This is a genomic window from Streptomyces sp. NBC_00872 (genome assembly GCF_045161915.1).
GTDB lineage: Bacteria > Actinomycetota > Actinomycetes > Streptomycetales > Streptomycetaceae > Streptomyces.
This window is the reverse complement of sequence record NZ_CP108806.1, coordinates 1141601-1159901: the sequence shown is the minus strand read 5'-3', so window position 1 is coordinate 1159901 and position 18301 is coordinate 1141601. Positions and strand designations below refer to the sequence as shown.

Sequence of the window (18301 nt, the reverse complement as noted above, 5' to 3'; positions counted from 1 at the left end):
ATGACCACAGCGGATGACATGCGGCCCCGCCACGCCGTGGTGGTGGGCGCGGGACTCGCCGGCACCACCGCCGCGCTCCAGCTCGCCGACGCCGGAGTACGGGTCACCCTCGTCGAAGGGCGGCCACGGCTCGGCGGTCTCGCCTTCTCCTTCCGGCGCGGCGATCTCACCGTCGACAACGGCCAGCATGTGTATCTGCGCTGCTGCACGGCGTACCAGTGGTTCCTCGACCGGGTGGACGGCGCCGCGCTCGCACCCCTCCAGCACCGGCTGGACGTGCCCGTCCTCGATGTCGGCGGCCCGCGCGGGCCGCGGCTGGGACGGCTGCGCCGCAACGCGCTGCCCGTACCGCTGCATCTGGCCGCGGGACTCGCGACGTATCCGCATCTCTCGCTCGCCGAGCGCGCCTCCGTCGGGCGTGCCGCGCTCGCCCTGAAGCGGCTCGACCCCGCCGATCCCGCCCTGGACGGCATCGACTTCGCCACCTGGCTGGGCCGGCACGGACAGTCGCCCCGGACCATCGAGGCCCTCTGGGACCTCGTCGGCGTGGCGACCCTCAACGCCACCGCGCCGCACGCCTCCATGGGGCTGGCCGCGATGGTCTTCAAGACCGGGCTGCTCTCCGAACCGGGCGCCGCCGACATCGGCTGGGCGAGTGTCCCGCTGGGCGACATCCACGACACGCTGGCACGCAAGGCCCTCGACTCCGCGGGCGTACGGACCGAACTGCGCACCCGCGTCGGCGCGGTCACCCGCGCGGCGGACGGCGGCTGGCATGTCGACGCGGACGGCGAGCGGCTCGACGCGGACACGGTCGTCCTCGCGGTACCGCAGCGCGAGGCCCACGGTCTGCTGCCGCAGGGCGCGCTGGAGGACGCCGACCGGCTCCTCGACATCGGCACCGCGCCGATCCTCAACGTCCATGTCGTATATGACCGCAAGGTGCTGCGCCGCCCCTTCTTCGCCGCGCTGGGCAGCCCCGTCCAGTGGGTCTTCGACCGCACCGACGCCTCCGGGCTCACCGAGGGCCAGTATCTGGCGCTCTCGCAGTCGGCCGCCCAGGACGAGATCGACACGCCGGTGGCGGAGCTGCGCGCACGCTATCTCCCCGAACTGGAACGGCTGCTGCCCGCCGCGCGCGGTGCGGAGGTACGGGACTTCTTCGTCACCAGGGAACGGACGGCGACCTTCGCTCCCACACCCGGTGTGGGCAGGCTCCGTCCCGGGGCCCGTACGGGAGCGCCCGGCCTTTTCCTGGCCGGCGCGTGGACGGCCACCGGCTGGCCCGCGACGATGGAGGGTGCTGTACGGAGCGGCTTCAGCGCCGCGGGGGCCGCCCTCGCCCAGCTCGGCCGCCACTATGAACACCCCTTGCAGGAGGCGGCATGAGCCCGATTACCGCACCTACGAGTACTGGAACAAGAGGAGAGACCGTGCCGACCGTGCCCCCGGTGAATCCGGCTGTCGACACCGCGGACGTCTACGCGCTGCTGGAGCGGGGACGGAGCCTGTCCGCCCCGGTGCTGCGCTCCGCTGTCGGCCGGCTCGCCACGCCGATGGACACCGTCGCCGCCTATCACTTCGGCTGGATCGACGCCGAGGGCCGGCCCGTCGACGGCGACGGCGGCAAGGCGGTACGCCCGGCGCTCGCACTGCTCTCCGCCGAGGCGGCGGGCGCCGCGCCCGAGAAGGGGATCCCCGGCGCGGTCGCCGTCGAGCTGGTCCACAACTTCTCCCTGCTGCACGACGACCTGATGGACGGTGACGAGCAGCGCCGCCACCGTGACACCGTCTGGAAGGTGCACGGTCCCGCGCAGGCGATTCTCGTCGGCGACGCCCTCTTCGCGCTCGCCAACGAGGTGCTGCTGGAGATCGGCACCCCGGAGGCGGGCCGGGCGACCCGTCGGCTGACCACCGCCACCCGCAAGCTGATCGACGGTCAGGCCCAGGACATCTCCTACGAGCACCGCGAGCGGGTCACCGTCGAGGAGTGCCTGGAGATGGAGGGCAACAAGACCGGCGCCCTGCTCGCCTGCGCCGTCTCCATCGGTGCGGTCCTCGGCGGCGCCGACGACCGTACGGCCGACTCGCTGGAGGCGTACGGCCACCATCTCGGTCTGGCCTTCCAGGCCGTGGACGATCTGCTCGGTATCTGGGGCGACCCCGAGGCCACCGGCAAGCAGACTTGGAGCGATCTGCGCCAGCGCAAGAAGTCCCTGCCGGTCGTCGCCGCGCTCGCCGCGGGCGGTCCCGCCTCGGCGCGGCTCGGCCAACTGCTCGCCGCCGACGCGAAAAGCAATGATTTCGAGACCTTCTCGGAGGAAGAGTTCGCGACCAGGGCGGCGTTGATCGAAGAGGCGGGCGGCCGGGAGTGGACCTCGCAGGAGGCCCGCAGGCAGCACGCCGTCGCCGTCGAAGCCCTCGACGGCGTCGATATGCCAGCACGTGTCAGGGCGCAGCTCACGGCGCTCGCGGACTTCGTCGTCGTACGAAAGAGATGATCACTATTCCCATATGACCGCAGTCGCCGTCCACAGCCCGTAGGGCGCCGGACGACGGAGACCCCAGCACAGCAGAAGCTCACCACTGCACGAAGGGGAAGCCATGACAGCGACGACCGACGGAAGCACCGGGGCCATGGGACCCCGCGCAGCCTCGGCCAGCGGACCGACCAAGACCACCCCCGCCGTGGCCGGCGACCTCCAGGTCGCCGCCGAGCGGGCCACCGCACGATCCGTCGAGTATCTGCTCGGCAAGCAGGAAGCCCAAGGCTGGTGGAAGGGCGACCTGGAGACCAATGTGACCATGGACGCGGAGGATCTGCTGCTGCGGCAGTTCCTCGGCGTCCAGGACGCCCGTACCACCGAGGCCGCGGGGCTCTTCATCCGCGGTGAGCAGCGGGCGGACGGCACATGGGCCACCTTCCACGGCGGCCCCGGCGAACTCTCCGCCACCATCGAGGCCTATGTCGCGCTGCGGCTGGCCGGGGACCGTCCGGAAGACCCGCATATGGCGCGCGCCTCCCAATGGGTGCGCGAGCAGGGCGGAATCGCCAGGAGCAGGGTCTTCACCCGTATCTGGCTGGCCCTGTTCGGCTGGTGGAAATGGGACGATCTGCCCGAGCTGCCGCCTGAAATGATCTTTCTGCCCAAGTGGTTCCCGCTCAACATCTATGACTTCGGCTGCTGGGCCCGGCAGACCATCGTGCCGCTGACCGTCGTCTCGGCGGAGCGGCCCGTACGGCCCGCACCCTTCGCCCTCGACGAACTGCACTCCGACCCGGCCCGGCCCAACCCTCCCAAGGCGACCGCCCCGGCCGCGAGTTGGGACGGTGTCTTCCAGCGCCTCGACAAGGCCCTGCACGTCTACCACCGGATCGCGCCGCGCCGGCTGCGCCGTAGCGCGATGAACTCGGCGGCCCGCTGGATCATCGAGCGCCAGGAGAACGACGGCTGCTGGGGCGGGATCCAGCCGCCCGCCGTCTACTCCATCATCGCCCTGCATCTGCTCGGATACGACCTCGACCATCCCGTCATGCGCGCCGGACTGGAATCGCTCGACCGGTTCGCCGTCTGGCGCGAGGACGGCGCCCGGATGATCGAGGCCTGCCAGTCGCCGGTCTGGGACACCTGTCTGACCATCATCGCCCTCGCCGACGCGGGCGTGAGCCCGGACCATCCGGCCCTGGTCAAGGCCGCGGACTGGATGGTCGGTGAGCAGATCCTGCGCCCCGGCGACTGGACCGCGCGCAGACCCGGACTCGCCCCGGGCGGCTGGGCGTTCGAGTTCCACAACGACAACTACCCGGACATCGACGACACCGCCGAGGTCATCCTCGCGCTGCGCCGGGTCGAGCATCCCGAACCCGAACGGATCGACGCGGCCATCGAGCGCGGCGCCCGGTGGAATCTCGGTATGCAGTCGAGAAACGGGGCCTGGGGCGCCTTCGACGCCGACAACACCAGTCCATTCCCCAACCGGCTGCCCTTCTGCGACTTCGGCGAGGTCATCGACCCGCCGTCGGCGGATGTCACCGCGCATGTCGTGGAGATGCTCGCCTACGAGGGCAAGAGCCACCATCCGGGCACCCGGCGCGGAATCGAATGGCTCCTCGCCGAACAGGAGACCAGCGGTGCCTGGTTCGGACGGTGGGGGGTCAACTATGTCTATGGTACCGGGTCGGTGGTGCCCGCTCTGACCGCGGCCGGACTGCCCCCCTCCCATCCCGCGATCCGCAGGGCCGTGCGCTGGCTCGAATCCGTACAGAACGCGGACGGCGGCTGGGGCGAGGATCTGCGCTCGTACCACGACACGGAGTGGGCCGGCCGGGGAGCCACCACCGCCTCGCAGACCGCCTGGGCGCTGCTCGCGCTGCTCGCGGCCGGGGAGCGGGAGAGCAAGGCCGTCGAACGGGGCATCGCCTATCTGGCCGAGACCCAGCGCGAGGACGGCTCCTGGGACGAGCCGTACTTCACCGGCACCGGCTTCCCCTGGGACTTCTCCATCAACTACCACCTCTACCGGCAGGTCTTCCCGCTGACGGCGCTCGGCCGGTATCTCCACGGGGAGCCGCTCGCCGCCCGTGCGGGAAACCGCAAGGGGGGCTGATGGAACGGTCTTCCGGGCCCGCCGGCCCGCCACCGCTGCTGATCGCCTGCGCGCTCGGTATCGAGCGCTTCGCGCTGCGCGGCGGTGGCCGCGGTGACACGGCGGGACCGGTGACCGTCCTGCGTACGGGCATGGGGCCCAAGAACGCCGAGCGCGCCGTGGCGCACGCGCTCGGAGAGACCGGGAACCGGGACGCGGCCGTCATGGCGTCCGGGTTCTGCGCCGGACTCACCCCCGGGATGCACCCCGGGGATCTCATTGTCGCCGACGAGACCCGGGACCCGGAGGGCTCCACGCCCTGCACGGGCACCGGGCTGCTCGTCGACGCGCTGACCCGGATCCTGCCCGGCCGTACGGTCCACACCGGTCCGCTGACCGGCTCCGACCATGTGGTCCGCGGACAGGAACGGGCCGCCTTGAGCGGTACGGGAGCGATCGCGGTGGACATGGAGTCCGCCGCGACACTCCGTAGTGCTCTGAGTGCCGGCACCCGTCCGGTCGCGGCCGTGCGGGTGGTCGTGGACGCTCCGGAGCATGAGCTCGTCCGTATCGGCACAGTGCGCGGAGGAATATCGGCTTTCCGTGTCCTCCGTGCCGTCCTACCTGCTTTCCATGAATGGCACCGTTCTTTGCTGCTCCCCAGGAGGTGAGCTAGATGGCCATGCCGCTCCGTCAGACCATCAGGGTCGGGACGTACCTCTTCGAACAGAAGCTCCGCAGGCGTGAGAAGTTTCCACTCATCGTTGAGCTGGAACCCCTCTTCGCCTGCAATCTGAAATGTGAGGGCTGCGGCAAGATCCAGCATCCGGCAGGCGTCCTGAAGCAGCGTATGCCCGTTGCCCAGGCCGTCGGCGCGGTGCTGGAGTCCGGGGCGCCCATGGTCTCCATCGCCGGTGGCGAGCCGCTGATGCATCCGCAGATCGACGAGATCGTGCGGCAGCTCGTGGCCAAGAAGAAGTATGTCTTCCTCTGCACCAACGCGATGCTGCTGCGCAAGAAGATCGAGAAATTCACCCCCTCGCCGTACTTCGCCTTCGCCGTGCATATCGACGGGCTGCGGGAGCGGCACGACGAGTCCGTCGCGAAGGAAGGGGTGTTCGACGAGGCGGTGGAGGCCATCAAGGAGGCCAAGCGGCGCGGCTTCCGGGTGACCACCAACTCCACCTTCTTCAACACCGACACCGCGCAGACTGTCATCGAGGTGCTGAACTACCTCAATGACGAGCTGAAGGTGGACGAGATGATGATCTCGCCTGCCTACGCCTATGAGAAGGCTCCCGACCAGGAGCACTTCCTCGGCGTCGAGCAGACCCGCGAATTGTTCAAGAAGTCGTTCTCCGGCGGGAACCGGGCGCGCTGGCGTCTCAACCACTCGCCGCTCTTCCTGGACTTCCTCGAAGGCAAGGCCGACTTCCCGTGCACCGCCTGGGCCATTCCCAACTACTCCCTCTTCGGCTGGCAGCGCCCCTGCTATCTGATGAGCGACGGATATGTCCCGACCTACCGTCAGCTCATCGAGGAGACCGACTGGGACAAATACGGCCGAGGCAAGGACGCGCGCTGCGCCAACTGCATGGCGCACTGCGGCTACGAGCCGACCGCCGTACTCGCCACCATGGGCTCCCTCAAGGAGTCCCTGCGCGCGGTCCGCGAGACGGTCGCCGGGACGCGGTGACGATGTCATGACTACTGGAGAGCCGGTCTCGCTGGGGCTCCCCGGGTTGCCGGCCCGGCCTGTCGCGGTGCGTCGCGTTTCGCGCCGGATCCAGGTCGGGTCGGTGGCGGTCGGTGGGGATGCGCCGGTGTCGGTGCAGTCGATGACGACGACGCGTACGTCTGATGTGGGTGCGACGTTGCAGCAGATCGCTGAGTTGACGGCGTCGGGGTGTCAGATCGTGCGGGTGGCGTGTCCGACGCAGGATGACGCGGACGCGTTGGCGGTGATCGCGCGGAAGTCGCAGATCCCGGTGATCGCGGATATTCATTTCCAGCCGAAGTATGTGTTCGCGGCGATTGACGCGGGGTGTGCGGCGGTGCGGGTGAATCCGGGGAACATCAAGCAGTTCGACGACAAGGTGCGGGAGATCGCGAGGGCGGCGGGGGATGCGGGGACGCCGATCCGTATCGGGGTGAACGCGGGGTCGCTGGACGCGCGGCTGCTGCGGAAGTACGGGAAGGCGACGCCGGAGGCTCTGGTGGAGTCGGCGCTGTGGGAGGCGTCGTTGTTCGAGGAGCACGGTTTCCGGGACATCAAGATCTCGGTGAAGCACAACGACCCGGTCGTGATGGTGAACGCCTACCGGCAGCTGGCCGCTCAGTGTGACTATCCGCTGCACCTCGGGGTGACGGAGGCGGGTCCGGCGTTCCAGGGGACGATCAAGTCGGCTGTGGCGTTCGGGGCGTTGCTGAGTGAGGGGATCGGGGACACGATCCGGGTGTCTCTGTCGGCTCCGCCGGCGGAGGAGGTCAAGGTCGGTCTGCAGATTCTGGAGGCGCTGAATCTGAAGCAGCGGCGGCTGGAGATCGTGTCGTGTCCGTCGTGCGGGCGTGCGCAGGTGGATGTGTACAAGCTCGCGGATGAGGTGACGGCGGGGCTGGAGGGTATGGAGGTTCCGTTGCGGGTCGCGGTGATGGGCTGTGTGGTGAACGGTCCGGGTGAGGCGCGTGAGGCGGATCTGGGTGTGGCGTCGGGCAATGGCAAGGGGCAGATCTTTGTGAAGGGCGAGGTCGTCAAGACCGTGCCGGAGTCGAAGATCGTGGAGACCCTGATCGAAGAGGCGATGAAGATCGCCGAGCAGATGGAGGATGCAGGGGTGCCCTCGGGGGCTCCCGCCGTCACCGTGAGCTGAACGAATCCGAGAGGGGCCCGAAATGTCAGTCCTGGACAACATCCGGGGGCCGCGCGACCTCAAGGCGCTGACGACAAGCGAACTCGACGAACTCGCACAGGACATCAGAGAATTCCTGGTCGAGGCGGTGGCCAGAACCGGTGGTCATCTCGGGCCCAATCTCGGGGTGGTGGAGCTGACCATCGCCCTGCACCGGGTCTTCGAGTCACCCGTCGACCGTATTCTGTGGGACACCGGACATCAGAGCTATGTCCATAAACTCCTCACCGGCAGAAAGGATTTCTCCAAACTGCGGGGAAAGGGCGGCCTTTCCGGCTATCCCTCCCGTGAGGAGTCCGAGCACGACGTCATCGAGAATTCCCATGCCTCCACCGTGCTCGGCTGGGCCGACGGACTGGCCAAGGCCCGTGACGTACTGGGCCGGGACGAACATGTCGTCGCGGTCATCGGCGACGGCGCCCTCACCGGTGGAATGGCCTGGGAGGCGCTCAACAACATCGCCGCGGCCAAGGACCGTCCGCTGATCATCGTGGTCAACGACAACGAACGCTCCTACGGCCCGACCATCGGCGGCCTCGCCAACCATCTCGCCACGCTCCGTACCACCGACGGCTACGAGAAGTTCCTGGCCTGGGGCAAGGACGTGCTCCAGAACACTCCTGTCGTGGGCCGGCCGCTCTACGAGTCGCTGCACGGTGCGAAGAAGGGGTTCAAGGACGCCTTCGCCCCGCAGGGCATGTTCGAGGACCTCGGGCTGAAATACGTCGGCCCGATAGACGGACACGACATCGCCGCCGTGGAGTCGGCCCTCAGCCGGGCGAAGCGCTTCCACGGCCCCGTACTGGTGCACTGTCTGACGGAGAAGGGCCGCGGCTATCCGCCCGCGCTCCAGGACGAGGCCGACCACTTCCACACGGTCGGCGCGATGGACCCGCGGACCTGCGAGCCGCTCGTACCGTCCGGTGGACCGTCCTGGACCTCGGTGTTCCGCGACGAGATCGCCGCGATCGGGGAGGAACGGCCGGATGTCGTCGCCGTCACCGCGGCCATGCTGCACCCGGTCGGGCTCACGAAGTTCGCCGAGCGCTTCCCCGACCGGGTCTGGGACGTGGGCATCGCCGAACAGCACGCCGCGGTCTCCGCGGCCGGGCTCGCCACCGGCGGGCTGCATCCGGTCGTCGCCGTCTACGCCACCTTCCTCAACCGCGCCTTCGACCAGTTGCTGATGGATGTCGCACTGCACCGGTGCGGAGTCACCTTCGTACTCGACCGGGCCGGGGTGACCGGAGCCGACGGCCCCTCCCACAACGGGATGTGGGACATGTCCGTCCTCCAGTGCGTGCCCGGACTGCGGATCGCGGCGCCGCGCGATGCCGAGCAGCTCCGGGCGCAGCTCCGTGAGGCCGTCGACGTGGACGACGCGCCGACCGTGGTGCGCTTTCCCAAGGAGTCCGCGGGCGCGGCCGTTCCCGCCGTCGGACGTCTCGGCGGGATGGACGTGCTGCGCCGCGCGGAGGACACCGACGTACTGCTGGTGTCCGTGGGCGCGCTCGCGTCCGTCTGTCTCCGGACGGCGGAGCTGCTCGCCGGGCGCGGTATCGACTGCACCGTGGTCGACCCGCGCTGGGTCAAACCCGTCGACGAACAGCTCGCGCCGCTGGCGGAGCGGTACAAGCTCGTCGCGGTGGTCGAGGACAACAGCCGCAGCGGCGGGGTGGGTTCCGCCGTCGGCCAGGCCCTGCGGGACGCGGGCGTGGACGTACCCCTGCGGACCTACGGCATCCCCGAACAGTTCCTGGCCCACGCCAAACGGAGTGAAGTGCTCGCCGATATCGGCCTGACACCGGTGGAGATCGCGGGACGGATCAGCGCCGCCCTCGCCCCCGTACTGCCACGGCAGGGCGTGGGAGCCGCGCACGAGGGCGCGGGATCCGTCCGCGCACGCAAGGAGAGCAAGGAATGACCGAGCCCAAGGGCTTCGACCTGCCGCGGCTGCTCGCCGAGCGCGGCGCCGAGCGCTACGAGCTGCACACCAAGTACCTCAACCACCAGCTCCCGCGCATGCTGCACACGATCGGCTTCGACCGGGTGTACGAGCGGGCCGAGGGCGCCTACTTCTGGGACGAGGACGGCAACGACTATCTGGACATGCTCGCGGGCTTCGGGGTGATGGGGCTCGGCCGGCACCATCCCGTCGTACGCAAGGCGCTGCACGATGTCCTCGACGCCTCGCTCGCCGATCTCACCCGGTTCGACTGCCAGCCGCTGCCCGGACTGCTCGCCGAGAAGCTGCTCGCCCACAGCCCGCACCTGGACCGGGTGTTCTTCGGCAACAGCGGTACGGAAGCGGTCGAGACGGCCCTGAAGTTCGCCCGGTACGTGACCGGGAAGCCCCGGATCCTCTACTGCTCGCACGCCTTCCACGGACTGACCACCGGTTCGCTGTCGGTCAACGGGGAGGACGGCTTCCGGGACGGATTCGCGCCGCTGCTGCCCGACACCGCGATTCCGCTGGGCGACCTCGACGCGCTGGAGAGGGAGCTGAGCCGCGGAGACGTGGCCGGCTTCGTGGTAGAGCCGATCCAGGGCAAGGGGGTGCACGCGGCGCCGCCCGGCTTTCTGCGCGCCGCGCAGGAGTCGCTGCGCCGGCACAAGGCGCTCCTGATCGCCGACGAGGTGCAGACCGGACTCGGCAGGACCGGCGACTTCTACGCGTACCAGCACGAGGAGGGTGTCGAGCCGGATCTCGTCTGTGTGGCGAAGGCGCTCTCCGGCGGCTACGTACCCGTCGGCGCCACCCTCGGCAAGGACTGGATCTTCAAGAAGGTCTACTCCTCGATGGACCGGGTGCTGGTCCACTCGGCGAGCTTCGGCTCCAACGCCCAGGCCATGGCCGCCGGTCTGGCCGTGCTGTCGGTGATGGAGGACGAGGGGATCGTCGCCAACGCGCGGGTGACCGGGGATCTGCTCAGATCACGGCTGGCCGCGCTGGTCGACCGCTATGAGCTGCTCCACGAGGTACGGGGCCGGGGCCTGATGATCGGCATCGAGTTCGGCCGGCCCAACTCGATCAAGCTGCGCGGCCGGTGGACGATGCTCCAAGCGGCCCGCAAGGGGCTGTTCGCGCAGATGGTGGTCGTACCGCTGCTCCAGAAGCACCGCATTCTCACCCAGGTCTCCGGTGACCATCTCGAAGTGATCAAGCTGATTCCGCCGCTGACCATCGGCGAGCGTGAGGTCGAACGGTTCGTGGAGGCCTTCACGGCGGTCATGGACGACGCCCATGGCGGCGGCGGACTGATGTGGGACTTCGGCAGAACGCTGGTGAAGCAGGCCGTCGCCAACCGCTGAGTTCTTCCGGATGGGTTTTCCGGGATTCGCTTTGCCTCCGGGGCAAGAAATTTGCCCCAGAGGAAAGTTCCTGGCGCAATGGAGGCATGAGCACACCTCCTGCCGGAGAGGCGGCCGACGCGCTGCCCGACGGATTCCCCGATGTGGCGCCGCGCCTGCGTGAGCTGCGGCGCGGCCGACGGCTCACCCTGGAGGCCGCGGCCCAGCGGGCCGGGCTCTCACCCGCCCATCTTTCCAGGCTGGAGACGGGGCAGCGTCAGCCCTCTCTGCCCATGCTGCTCGGCCTGGCCCGTATCTACGGTACGACCGTCTCCGATCTGCTCGGGGAGGTACCGCCGGAGCGCGACCCCATCACCCGGGCCGGCCGCGCGGAGCCGGTCGAGGCCGGCGGCTGGACATACCACCAGGCGGGCGGCTCGGGCCGGGCCATGCAGCCGCTGCGGGTCCGGGTGCCGTACGGGGCACAGGGCGACCTCGTCCGGGTCCACACGGGGGAGGAGTGGCTCTACGTGCTGGAAGGCCGGCTGCGGCTGAGTCTGGGGGAAGCCGTGTATGTACTGGACCCCGGTGACAGCGCGCACTTCGACTCGCTCACCCCGCACCGGATCGCGGCGGCGGGACCCGAGGGGACCGAACTGCTCTTCGTCCACACCCTGCTCCAGAGCCCCGCCACCGAGCTGTGCCTCGGCGGCGGGGCTCATCGCGACTGATCCGTAAGAGCCGGCCGTGCGACCACAGAGCCCCGTAGAACCGGGCCCCGCAGAACCGAAATCCGCAGAACCGAAATCCGCAGAACCGAAATCCGCAGAACCGAAATCCGCAGAACCGAAATCCGTAGAACCGAACCCGGTACAACCGAACCTTGCAGAGAGGACCTTCGCCATGTCGGAGCCGTCGGAGTCCGAGCGCCGGATACAGGTCCCGGCGGGACCGGAGGACCGGCCGCCGGAGCGCGCCGCCGACCATGAGACAAAGTTCCCCCGGGGGCTGGTCATCCGGCTCTTCGCCTATCTGGTGGCGGGGCACCTCTTCGCGGGCTTCCTCTATCTGCTCTTCCAGCTCGGAGGACAGCAGTAGGCCGGAGGGCGGCGGGGGCCTACGGCCGGACGCGGGCTACATCCAGCCGCGGCGGGCCGCCTGCCACGCCAACTGCATGCGTGTCGTCGCCCCGGCGAGCGTCATCATCCCCTGGATATGCCGCTGTACGGTACGTCTGCTCAGCCCCATCTGGCTGGCTATGGCCTTGTCCGCGACGCCCGCCACCATCAGCGACAGCAACTGTCTGTCCGTCGCCGAGAGCACATGGCCGGGTGCGGTCCCGTCCGTGCCGCTGACCGTTCCCGACGCGCTGACGTCCAGCGGTACCGCGTCCTCCCAGTACCGCTCGAACAGAGCGACCAGTGCTTCCAGCAGACTGCTGCCGCGCACCAGCGCCGTGGTGGGCTCCGCGGAACTGCCGGAAGGGCCGCCCGGCACCAGGGGGCAGATGGCGATGGCGCGATCGGCGACGGCCAGTCGCAGCGGCAGATGCGGCACGGCCCGTGCGATCTCCCCCGCGCGCACGCCCTCCACCACATTGTCGACGGCCCCGGGATCGTCGAAGAACGCGCTCTCGTACAGGACCCGGTAGCGCACCCCCCGGGCGAGGGCGTCGAACTCCGCGCGATTGCTGCCCGAAGGCATCGCCACGTACTGCGCCTTGCAGAACCACAGCATCTCGTGGCGGGTGTTGTCCTGGATCTGGCGAAGGTGCTGGCGCAGGGCCTCGGCGCCGGTGATGACCTCGATGAGCTGGTCGGGGTCCTGGCGGCGTCTGGTGCGCCGATAGGTCTCCAGCAGATCGGTGACGGCGGTGCGCGCCTTGTCCAGGGCGTCGGAGTTGCGCTGGAGATGCGGCAGCAGGGCGACATCCGGGGGAGTGGCGGCGAAGCTCCGCGGCGCCCGGTCCGTCGCGCTGGCCAGGCCCTTGGCGGTGAGGGCCGCCAGGACGCGTTCGGTGTCCCCCGGAGGCAGACCGCAGTGGTCGGCGATCTCGTCCGCCGAGGCCGCGGTCACGGTCACGAGCAGTCGGTAGACGGTCTCCTCCGCCGGGGTGAGGCCCGCCGGCTCCAGCATGGTGCTCCCCTTCTCCACGGACGGCCCCGTCCTTCCGGGGGTCCGCGCGCCGCCGCGTCCGTACGGTCAGGTCCTCCGGACGGAGTGCCCGCGCGCCGTCGCACGGGTGTCCGCCACCTGCCGTCGGCGTGCGGGGCGACGGGCGGGCGTACCGGAGAATCCGCGCACCGGGCCTCGCGCGAAGCGGGGCCGATGCGACAGCGCACTATACGCCCTGGTCGAACGGGAGAGGGGGTACGGGTACGGGGTAAGGGGCCGCGGGCACGGGATAGGGGGCGGCGGACACGGAATACGGGGCGGCGGGTGCGCGGGCTGGTCCTACGCCCGCGCACCCGCCGCCCCTCGTTTCCGTACCGGCCCGTCAGGACCGGCCCGTCAGGACCGGCGTACCGGCTGTCGGAGCCGGGGTGTGCCGTCTGTCCTGTCCGCGTGTCCGCTTATCCGCCTATCCGCGTACGAGGTAGGCGCGTTCGACGGTCTGCCGGATACCGCTGCCGTTCCTGTCGGTCGCGGTGACCCGCAGGGTCACATAGGCGTCGCCCCGCTGCCGGGCAGGCCGGTCGAGGGTGACGGCGAAGCCGTTCTGCCCGCGCTTGCCGACCCGGGCCGCCTCCTGCCAGGTCCTTCCGTCGTCGTAGGAGGCGTCGACCCGTACGGTGAGTCCGCTCGGCGCGGGCAGACCGTCCTGGGAGCGGACCGTGAGACCGATGTCGTGGGAGCGCCCGCCGGCGACCGTGTTCCGCGCGTCGGCGCGCACGTCGTAGTCGAGTTGCAGAAGCGGCAGGGGCTTGCGCTCGGCGGTGGTCTCCGAGCGGAAGGACCACGAGGTGGTGGTCCGGGTGCCGAACGCCCACTCGTCGGAGACACGCGCGGTCGACAGGTCGAGCCTGAAGTTCCCCTTCCCAGGGGCGACTTCGATGTCGCCCCAGGCGCCGTCGGTCTCGCTCACCTTCGTACCGTCGCGGTACAGCGTGGCCGAACTCGTGTCGCCCTCGACGGCTTCGGCCCGGGTCCCCGCGCCCGCCTTCGCCTCCGTACCGGCCTTCGCTCCCGCGCCGGAGGTGCCGATGCCGCCTCCGCTGGTGACGGTGCGTGACCAGTGGCCCGGTGTGGAGTCGGTGAACTCCGGGATCCGCAGGGCCAGTACATCGCCGGAGCGGGTGGAGACCAGCCCGGCGCCCACCGGAGCGGCGGGCCGTACCACGGCACCGAACCAGCGCTCGTCCGTACGCTCGCCCGCCCGGTAGGTGCGCGGCGCGTCCTTCAGGCCGGCCTGCAGCGGCGCGTCGACGTCGAAGGTGGTCGTGTGGTTGACGACATGCTGCCAGAGGGTGTCCCCGGAGCTGACGTACTCGGTGCGTTCATGGCCCGTCGGCACATGGCGTGTGTACTGGTTCCAGGCGGTGGACTGGTACGGGCGCCAGCCGAACCGCTGCTCGCTCGCCCACGGCGTTCCGCCGGTGTCGGCGTAGGTGGTGCGTACCTGGGCGCTGTCGCGGTCCGAGACGGTGTGCACCACCTGCTGCGGGATCCGCCCCGACGACACCTGCATCACATCGTAGAGATAGGGGCTCCGGGAGGTGCCGGAGATCCCGACCGTGACGGTGTGCCGCTTGGCGGCGGTCAGCAGCGCGGTGCCTCCGCTCTCGCTGATCCGGACCACCGGCACGGCGTAGCGGTCGCCCTCCGGATTCCACCGGGTCCACGGGTATGCGGAGGGGAAGACCACGAGCAGGCCCTTGGCACCGGCCTTCGCCGCCGCCCGCGCGAGGTCCCACTCGTCGCCGCCGTCGTCACGGACGACGGCGAGCTTGCCGCGCACCCGGGCGGGACGGAGATCGGGCGTGGTGACCGTACCGGCGTCCACCGCGGCCAGCCGTACGCCCTTGTCGCTGAAGAGCGGGGAGTTCGGCATGTAGTAGGGGTCGAGATCGGTCCTCGTACCGGACACTTCGGTCTCGATCAGCGGGGCCACGAGCTGCCAGCGAGAGGCGAATTCGAAGGTGCCCTCGGTGACGGGCGCGGTGGGACTGACATAGACACGCTTGGCGATGTCGAAGAACATCACGCCCTGGGTGAGACTGTGTCCGTCGATCTCGCGGTAGGTCTGGTAGCTGACGATGCCGCGCTGTTCGGCGGGGCGCGGGGTACGGATCTCCACCGGGGTGGTCCGGCGCTCGTCCAGGGTGACGGACGTGTCCTTGGTGACCTTCACCTCGGGCAGCACGACCTGGCGCAGTTCCTGTCCGTCCTCGGCCTCGCCGATCGACGCGTGGCTGAGCTGGTACGTACCCTCCTCCACCTCGGCGATGGCCGGGGAGAGACTGGTGTAGTCGACGAATCCGTCCGGGCCCCAGATCGTGGGAAGCGCCTCGATACGATCGCCGTGGAGGTCGACCGTGTCGACGGTGAGCCGGTGCACCGGGCCGTCGACGACAAAGCTGACGGTGGTGTGCACGGCCGTCTTGCCGTCGGAGGAAGTGGCGTTGACATAGCCGTAGTAGTCGCCGCGTTCGGCCCGCGACGGGTCGGCGGTCAGCGGGACCTCGACGGTGGCGCCGGGGGCGATGTCCACCGTGTCCGTGCCGAGCCGGAGCGCGCCGCTCCGCAGCGCGCGCCCGCCGGTGGTGGCGAGTTGGGCCGTCAGCCGGAGCGAGAGCCCGGTGGCGGAGGTGTTGGTGTAGCGGACGGTGGCGGTCCCGGAGCCGTCTGTCTGGGCCTTCGCGGCGGTCGTGCCCGCCTGGAACGGGCCCAGCGCGACGGTGCCGGTGGCGGTGAGGGGGCCGAGCGCGGCTGCCGCGAGATCGATCCGGCCGCCGCCCTGCTGCGGCGGCTGCTGGCCGGGCACCGTACGGGCGGTGCTGACCAGAGCGTCCTTGAGACGGTCGGCGCGCCAGTCCGGGTGCTCCTGGGCGAGCAGGGCCGCGGCACCGGTCACATGCGGTGTGGCCATGGAGGTGCCGGACGCCGCGACGTAGTACGGGTCGACGGGGTCTCCCATGGTGGTCCCCGCGGCGCGGGCGGCCACGATACCGACACCGGGCGCGGTGACATCGGGCTTCACCGCGCCGTCGCCGAGACGGGGCCCGCGGCTGGAGAACGGGGCGAGCGAGTCGTCACGGTCCACGGCGCCGACCGTGAGCGCGGCGTCGGCCGCGCCGGGTGAGCCGACCGTCCGGTCACCCATCTCCCCGCTGTTGCCCGCAGCCACGACGAACAGGGCGCCGCTGCTCGCGGTGAGTTCGTCCAGCGCGCGGCTCATCGGGTCGGTGCCGTCGGTCGGGGCGTCGGAGCCCAGACTCATGTTGATGACCTTGGCGCCCTCGGCCGCGGCCCACTCCATGCCCTCGATGACCTGGGACTCGGTGCCGTAGCCGTCGTTGCCGAGGACCTTGCCGATCAGCAGTCCGGACCGCGGGGCGACACCCTTGCGGCTGCCGCCGGACGCGGCGCCGCTGCCGCCGACGGTGGACGCGACATGTGTGCCGTGGCCGAAGACGTCCTCGGTGCCGCCGCTGCCGGAGAAGTCCCTGGCCTCGACGATCCGGCCCGCCAGATCGGGGTGTGCCGCGTCCGCGCCGGTGTCGAGGACGGCGACCTTGACCCCCTGGCCCTGGTAGCCGGCGTCCCAGGCGGCGGGGGCGTTGATCTGGGCCGTGCTGCGGTCCAGGGTGGCGTTCACCTTGCCGTCCAGCCAGATCTTGGGGGTGGCCCGGAGCCCACTGGCGGTCATCGTGTCCCCGGCGGGGGCGAGTGTGCGCCAGAACGCGCCGAGATCGTCCCCGGCTATCCGCAGCGAGCGGGCTCCGATGCTCTCCAACCGGTGCGAGGGTGCGGAGTCCTCCTGGAACCCGGACAGGGTACGCAGGGTCTCGGTGGCCCGTGCCCCGGCGGACGTGCCGGCGGGCTGGGCCACGATCAGCGGGAGCGAGTCGGTGTGCGCCTCGTCGTACCCCTGTGAGACGAGTGCGGTCACATCGAACAGTTCCCGGTCCAGCGTTCCCGCGGAGACCAGGTCCGCCGCGTCGGACGGCAGGACGGACAGCCGGCCGTCCTGCTCGGCGGTCCGGAAGAGGATGCCGTCACGGCCGGGGCCGGGCCGGACCGAGGCCGCGTGCTTTCCGTCCGGGCCCGTGCTGAGCGTCACCCGGTCACCGGTGATCAGCCGCACCGTCGTGGGGGTGCCCACCGCGGTGGCGCCGGTGGCGGCGGGCCCGTCGGTCGCCGCGTCCCGGGCGGAGGGCCGGGCCGCGACCGGCGCCACGGCACCCACGGTCATCAGCAAGGCCATGGATACCGCCGCCGTCAGGCGGATACGTCTCATCTGTCCAGCCCCTTCGTTCAACTGCGCTGTCACGCGCTGTTGGACAGAATCTGGTAGCGCCGGAGGGGCTGTCACTGCTTCAGGGGTGTCGTGGTTGGGACATGTCCCAACCACGACACCGGCGCGATTGACCGGACAGGGCCTAGTCGAGGAGGCGGGCGCGGAGCCGTTCACGGGTTTCGGGGGCCAGTCTCAGCCCCTCGGCCAGATAGGTGTCGGTGCTGCCCCAGGTCTTCTCGATGGTCTCGAAGGCCGCCGCGAGATACTCGGCGCGCGCGTCGAAGAGCGGGCTGAGCAGGTCCATCACCTCGGTGGGCGTCCCGGTGGGCGAATTGTCGCTGCGCCGGACCGGATAACGGCGGTGCGGGTCGTTCGACTTCAGATAGTCGGCTTCGATCGCCTCGGGCTCCACCCCGACCGCGAGCAGGGCCACCGCGATCGAGAGACCGGCCCGGTCCTTGCCCGCGGCGCAGTGCATGAGCGCCGGCACGCTGTCCTCGGCGAGGGCGTGCAGGACACGGCTGTGCTCGGCGGTGCGCTCCTTGATGATCGAGCGGTACGAGCCGGTCATCCGGGCCGCGGCCCTGCCGTCCGCGAGGAGCGAGCGGAGCTGGTCCAGATCGCCGTCCCTGACCATCCGCCAGAACTCGGCGCCGTCGGCGGGGTCGGTGAGCGGAATGTTCACATTGCGCACGCCGGGCAGTTCCACGTCCGCGCCGTCGAGCTTCAGATCGGCCGCATTGCGGAAGTCGAAGATCGTGTGAAGTCCGAGGGACGAGAGAAAGGCCGCGTCGGCCGCGGTGGCGCCGGCGAGATGGCCGCTGCGGAAGAGCCGGCCCGGACGGACCTGCCTGCCGTCCGTGGTGGGCAGTCCTCCGACATCGCGGAAGTTGCGCACGCCGGCCAGCTCGGGCTCTGTCGACGGGACCTGCTGCGTCACGGCCTGCTCCTCCGTGTCTGCCGTCGGCGCGGCTCGCCGACGCTGTCGACCTCTGACAGTACGACATCTGTTCGTGTGGCAATCAGTTCGACTGTCGGGAATCCAGTGGGAGCA

At 70.2% G+C, this 18301-nt stretch carries 13 protein-coding genes; 10 read left to right on the top strand and 3 right to left on the bottom strand.

Annotation, left to right across the window (positions count from 1 at the left end):
- The 10 genes from hpnE to OG214_RS04820 all read left to right on the top strand — a co-directional run bounded on the left by hpnE (nucleotide 1) and on the right by OG214_RS04820 (nucleotide 11885).
- On the top strand, nucleotides 1–1389 hold the full coding sequence (gene hpnE / locus OG214_RS04865; RefSeq protein WP_382859896.1) for a hydroxysqualene dehydroxylase HpnE: 1389 nt from the start codon (nucleotides 1–3) through the stop codon (nucleotides 1387–1389).
- A gap of 53 nt (nucleotides 1390–1442) precedes the next feature.
- On the top strand, nucleotides 1443–2501 hold the full coding sequence (locus tag OG214_RS04860) for a polyprenyl synthetase family protein (protein WP_382860241.1): 1059 nt from the start codon (nucleotides 1443–1445) through the stop codon (nucleotides 2499–2501).
- A gap of 103 nt (nucleotides 2502–2604) precedes the next feature.
- The gene (gene shc, locus OG214_RS04855) at nucleotides 2605–4608 is read left to right on the top strand and encodes a squalene--hopene cyclase (protein WP_405983899.1); all 2004 of its coding nucleotides are present in this window, start codon (nucleotides 2605–2607) and stop codon (nucleotides 4606–4608) included.
- On the top strand, nucleotides 4608–5258 hold the full coding sequence (locus tag OG214_RS04850) for a 1-hydroxy-2-methyl-2-butenyl 4-diphosphate reductase (RefSeq protein WP_405983898.1): 651 nt from the start codon (nucleotides 4608–4610) through the stop codon (nucleotides 5256–5258). Before shc ends, OG214_RS04850 begins: the two co-directional genes overlap by 1 nt.
- 5 nt (nucleotides 5259–5263) lie before the next feature.
- Nucleotides 5264–6283 (top strand): adenosyl-hopene transferase HpnH, encoded by a 1020-nt coding sequence (hpnH, locus tag OG214_RS04845; RefSeq protein WP_363086315.1) that lies wholly within the window; start codon nucleotides 5264–5266, stop codon nucleotides 6281–6283.
- Nucleotides 6284–6290: 7 nt separating this feature from the next.
- The gene (gene ispG, locus OG214_RS04840; RefSeq protein WP_383038620.1) at nucleotides 6291–7457 is read left to right on the top strand and encodes a flavodoxin-dependent (E)-4-hydroxy-3-methylbut-2-enyl-diphosphate synthase; all 1167 of its coding nucleotides are present in this window, start codon (nucleotides 6291–6293) and stop codon (nucleotides 7455–7457) included.
- Between the two features lie 22 nt (nucleotides 7458–7479).
- Nucleotides 7480–9420, top strand: a complete 1941-nt coding sequence (dxs, locus tag OG214_RS04835; RefSeq protein WP_405983897.1) for a 1-deoxy-D-xylulose-5-phosphate synthase — start codon at nucleotides 7480–7482, stop codon at nucleotides 9418–9420.
- Nucleotides 9417–10808 (top strand): aspartate aminotransferase family protein, encoded by a 1392-nt coding sequence (locus OG214_RS04830; protein ID WP_363085426.1) that lies wholly within the window; start codon nucleotides 9417–9419, stop codon nucleotides 10806–10808. The genes dxs and OG214_RS04830 overlap by 4 nt, the downstream gene beginning before the upstream one ends.
- A gap of 86 nt (nucleotides 10809–10894) precedes the next feature.
- Nucleotides 10895–11518: an XRE family transcriptional regulator gene (locus tag OG214_RS04825; protein ID WP_363085425.1), complete on the top strand. Its 624-nt coding sequence runs from the start codon at nucleotides 10895–10897 to the stop codon at nucleotides 11516–11518.
- Nucleotides 11519–11690: 172 nt separating this feature from the next.
- The gene (locus OG214_RS04820; protein ID WP_365906883.1) at nucleotides 11691–11885 is read left to right on the top strand and encodes a DUF6126 family protein; all 195 of its coding nucleotides are present in this window, start codon (nucleotides 11691–11693) and stop codon (nucleotides 11883–11885) included.
- A gap of 36 nt (nucleotides 11886–11921) precedes the next feature.
- Here the strand turns inward: OG214_RS04820 and OG214_RS04815 are convergent, their stop codons facing one another.
- The 3 genes from OG214_RS04815 to OG214_RS04805 form a co-directional block, all read right to left on the bottom strand.
- Entirely contained in the window at nucleotides 11922–12923 is a 1002-nt protein-coding gene (locus OG214_RS04815; RefSeq protein ID WP_363085429.1) for a helix-turn-helix domain-containing protein, read from the bottom strand.
- A 445-nt stretch (nucleotides 12924–13368) separates the two neighbouring features.
- Nucleotides 13369–17247 carry a S8 family peptidase gene (locus tag OG214_RS04810; RefSeq protein ID WP_405983896.1) on the bottom strand — a complete coding sequence of 1293 codons (3879 nt, stop codon included), beginning with the start codon at nucleotides 17245–17247 and terminating at the stop codon, nucleotides 13369–13371.
- A 142-nt stretch (nucleotides 17248–17389) separates the two neighbouring features.
- Nucleotides 17390–18187: a tyrosine-protein phosphatase gene (locus OG214_RS04805; RefSeq protein ID WP_405983895.1), complete on the bottom strand. Its 798-nt coding sequence runs from the start codon at nucleotides 18185–18187 to the stop codon at nucleotides 17390–17392.
- Between the last annotated feature and the right edge of the window lie 114 nt (nucleotides 18188–18301).

Excerpts from the sequence above, each read along its gene's own strand:
- hpnE (WP_382859896.1), top strand. The coding sequence starts at position 1 with ATGACCACAGCGGATGACATGCGGCCCCGCCACGCCGTGGTGGTGGGC.
- shc (WP_405983899.1), top strand. The coding sequence starts at position 2,605 with ATGACAGCGACGACCGACGGAAGCACCGGGGCCATGGGACCCCGCGCA.
- OG214_RS04850 (WP_405983898.1), top strand. The coding sequence starts at position 4,608 with ATGGAACGGTCTTCCGGGCCCGCCGGCCCGCCACCGCTGCTGATCGCC.
- hpnH (WP_363086315.1), top strand. The coding sequence starts at position 5,264 with ATGGCCATGCCGCTCCGTCAGACCATCAGGGTCGGGACGTACCTCTTC.
- ispG (WP_383038620.1), top strand. The coding sequence starts at position 6,291 with ATGACTACTGGAGAGCCGGTCTCGCTGGGGCTCCCCGGGTTGCCGGCC.
- dxs (WP_405983897.1), top strand. The coding sequence starts at position 7,480 with ATGTCAGTCCTGGACAACATCCGGGGGCCGCGCGACCTCAAGGCGCTG.
- OG214_RS04830 (WP_363085426.1), top strand. The coding sequence starts at position 9,417 with ATGACCGAGCCCAAGGGCTTCGACCTGCCGCGGCTGCTCGCCGAGCGC.
- OG214_RS04825 (WP_363085425.1), top strand. The coding sequence starts at position 10,895 with ATGAGCACACCTCCTGCCGGAGAGGCGGCCGACGCGCTGCCCGACGGA.
- OG214_RS04820 (WP_365906883.1), top strand. The coding sequence starts at position 11,691 with ATGTCGGAGCCGTCGGAGTCCGAGCGCCGGATACAGGTCCCGGCGGGA.
- OG214_RS04815 (WP_363085429.1), bottom strand. The coding sequence starts at position 12,923 with ATGCTGGAGCCGGCGGGCCTCACCCCGGCGGAGGAGACCGTCTACCGA.
- OG214_RS04810 (WP_405983896.1), bottom strand. The coding sequence starts at position 17,247 with ATGAGACGTATCCGCCTGACGGCGGCGGTATCCATGGCCTTGCTGATG.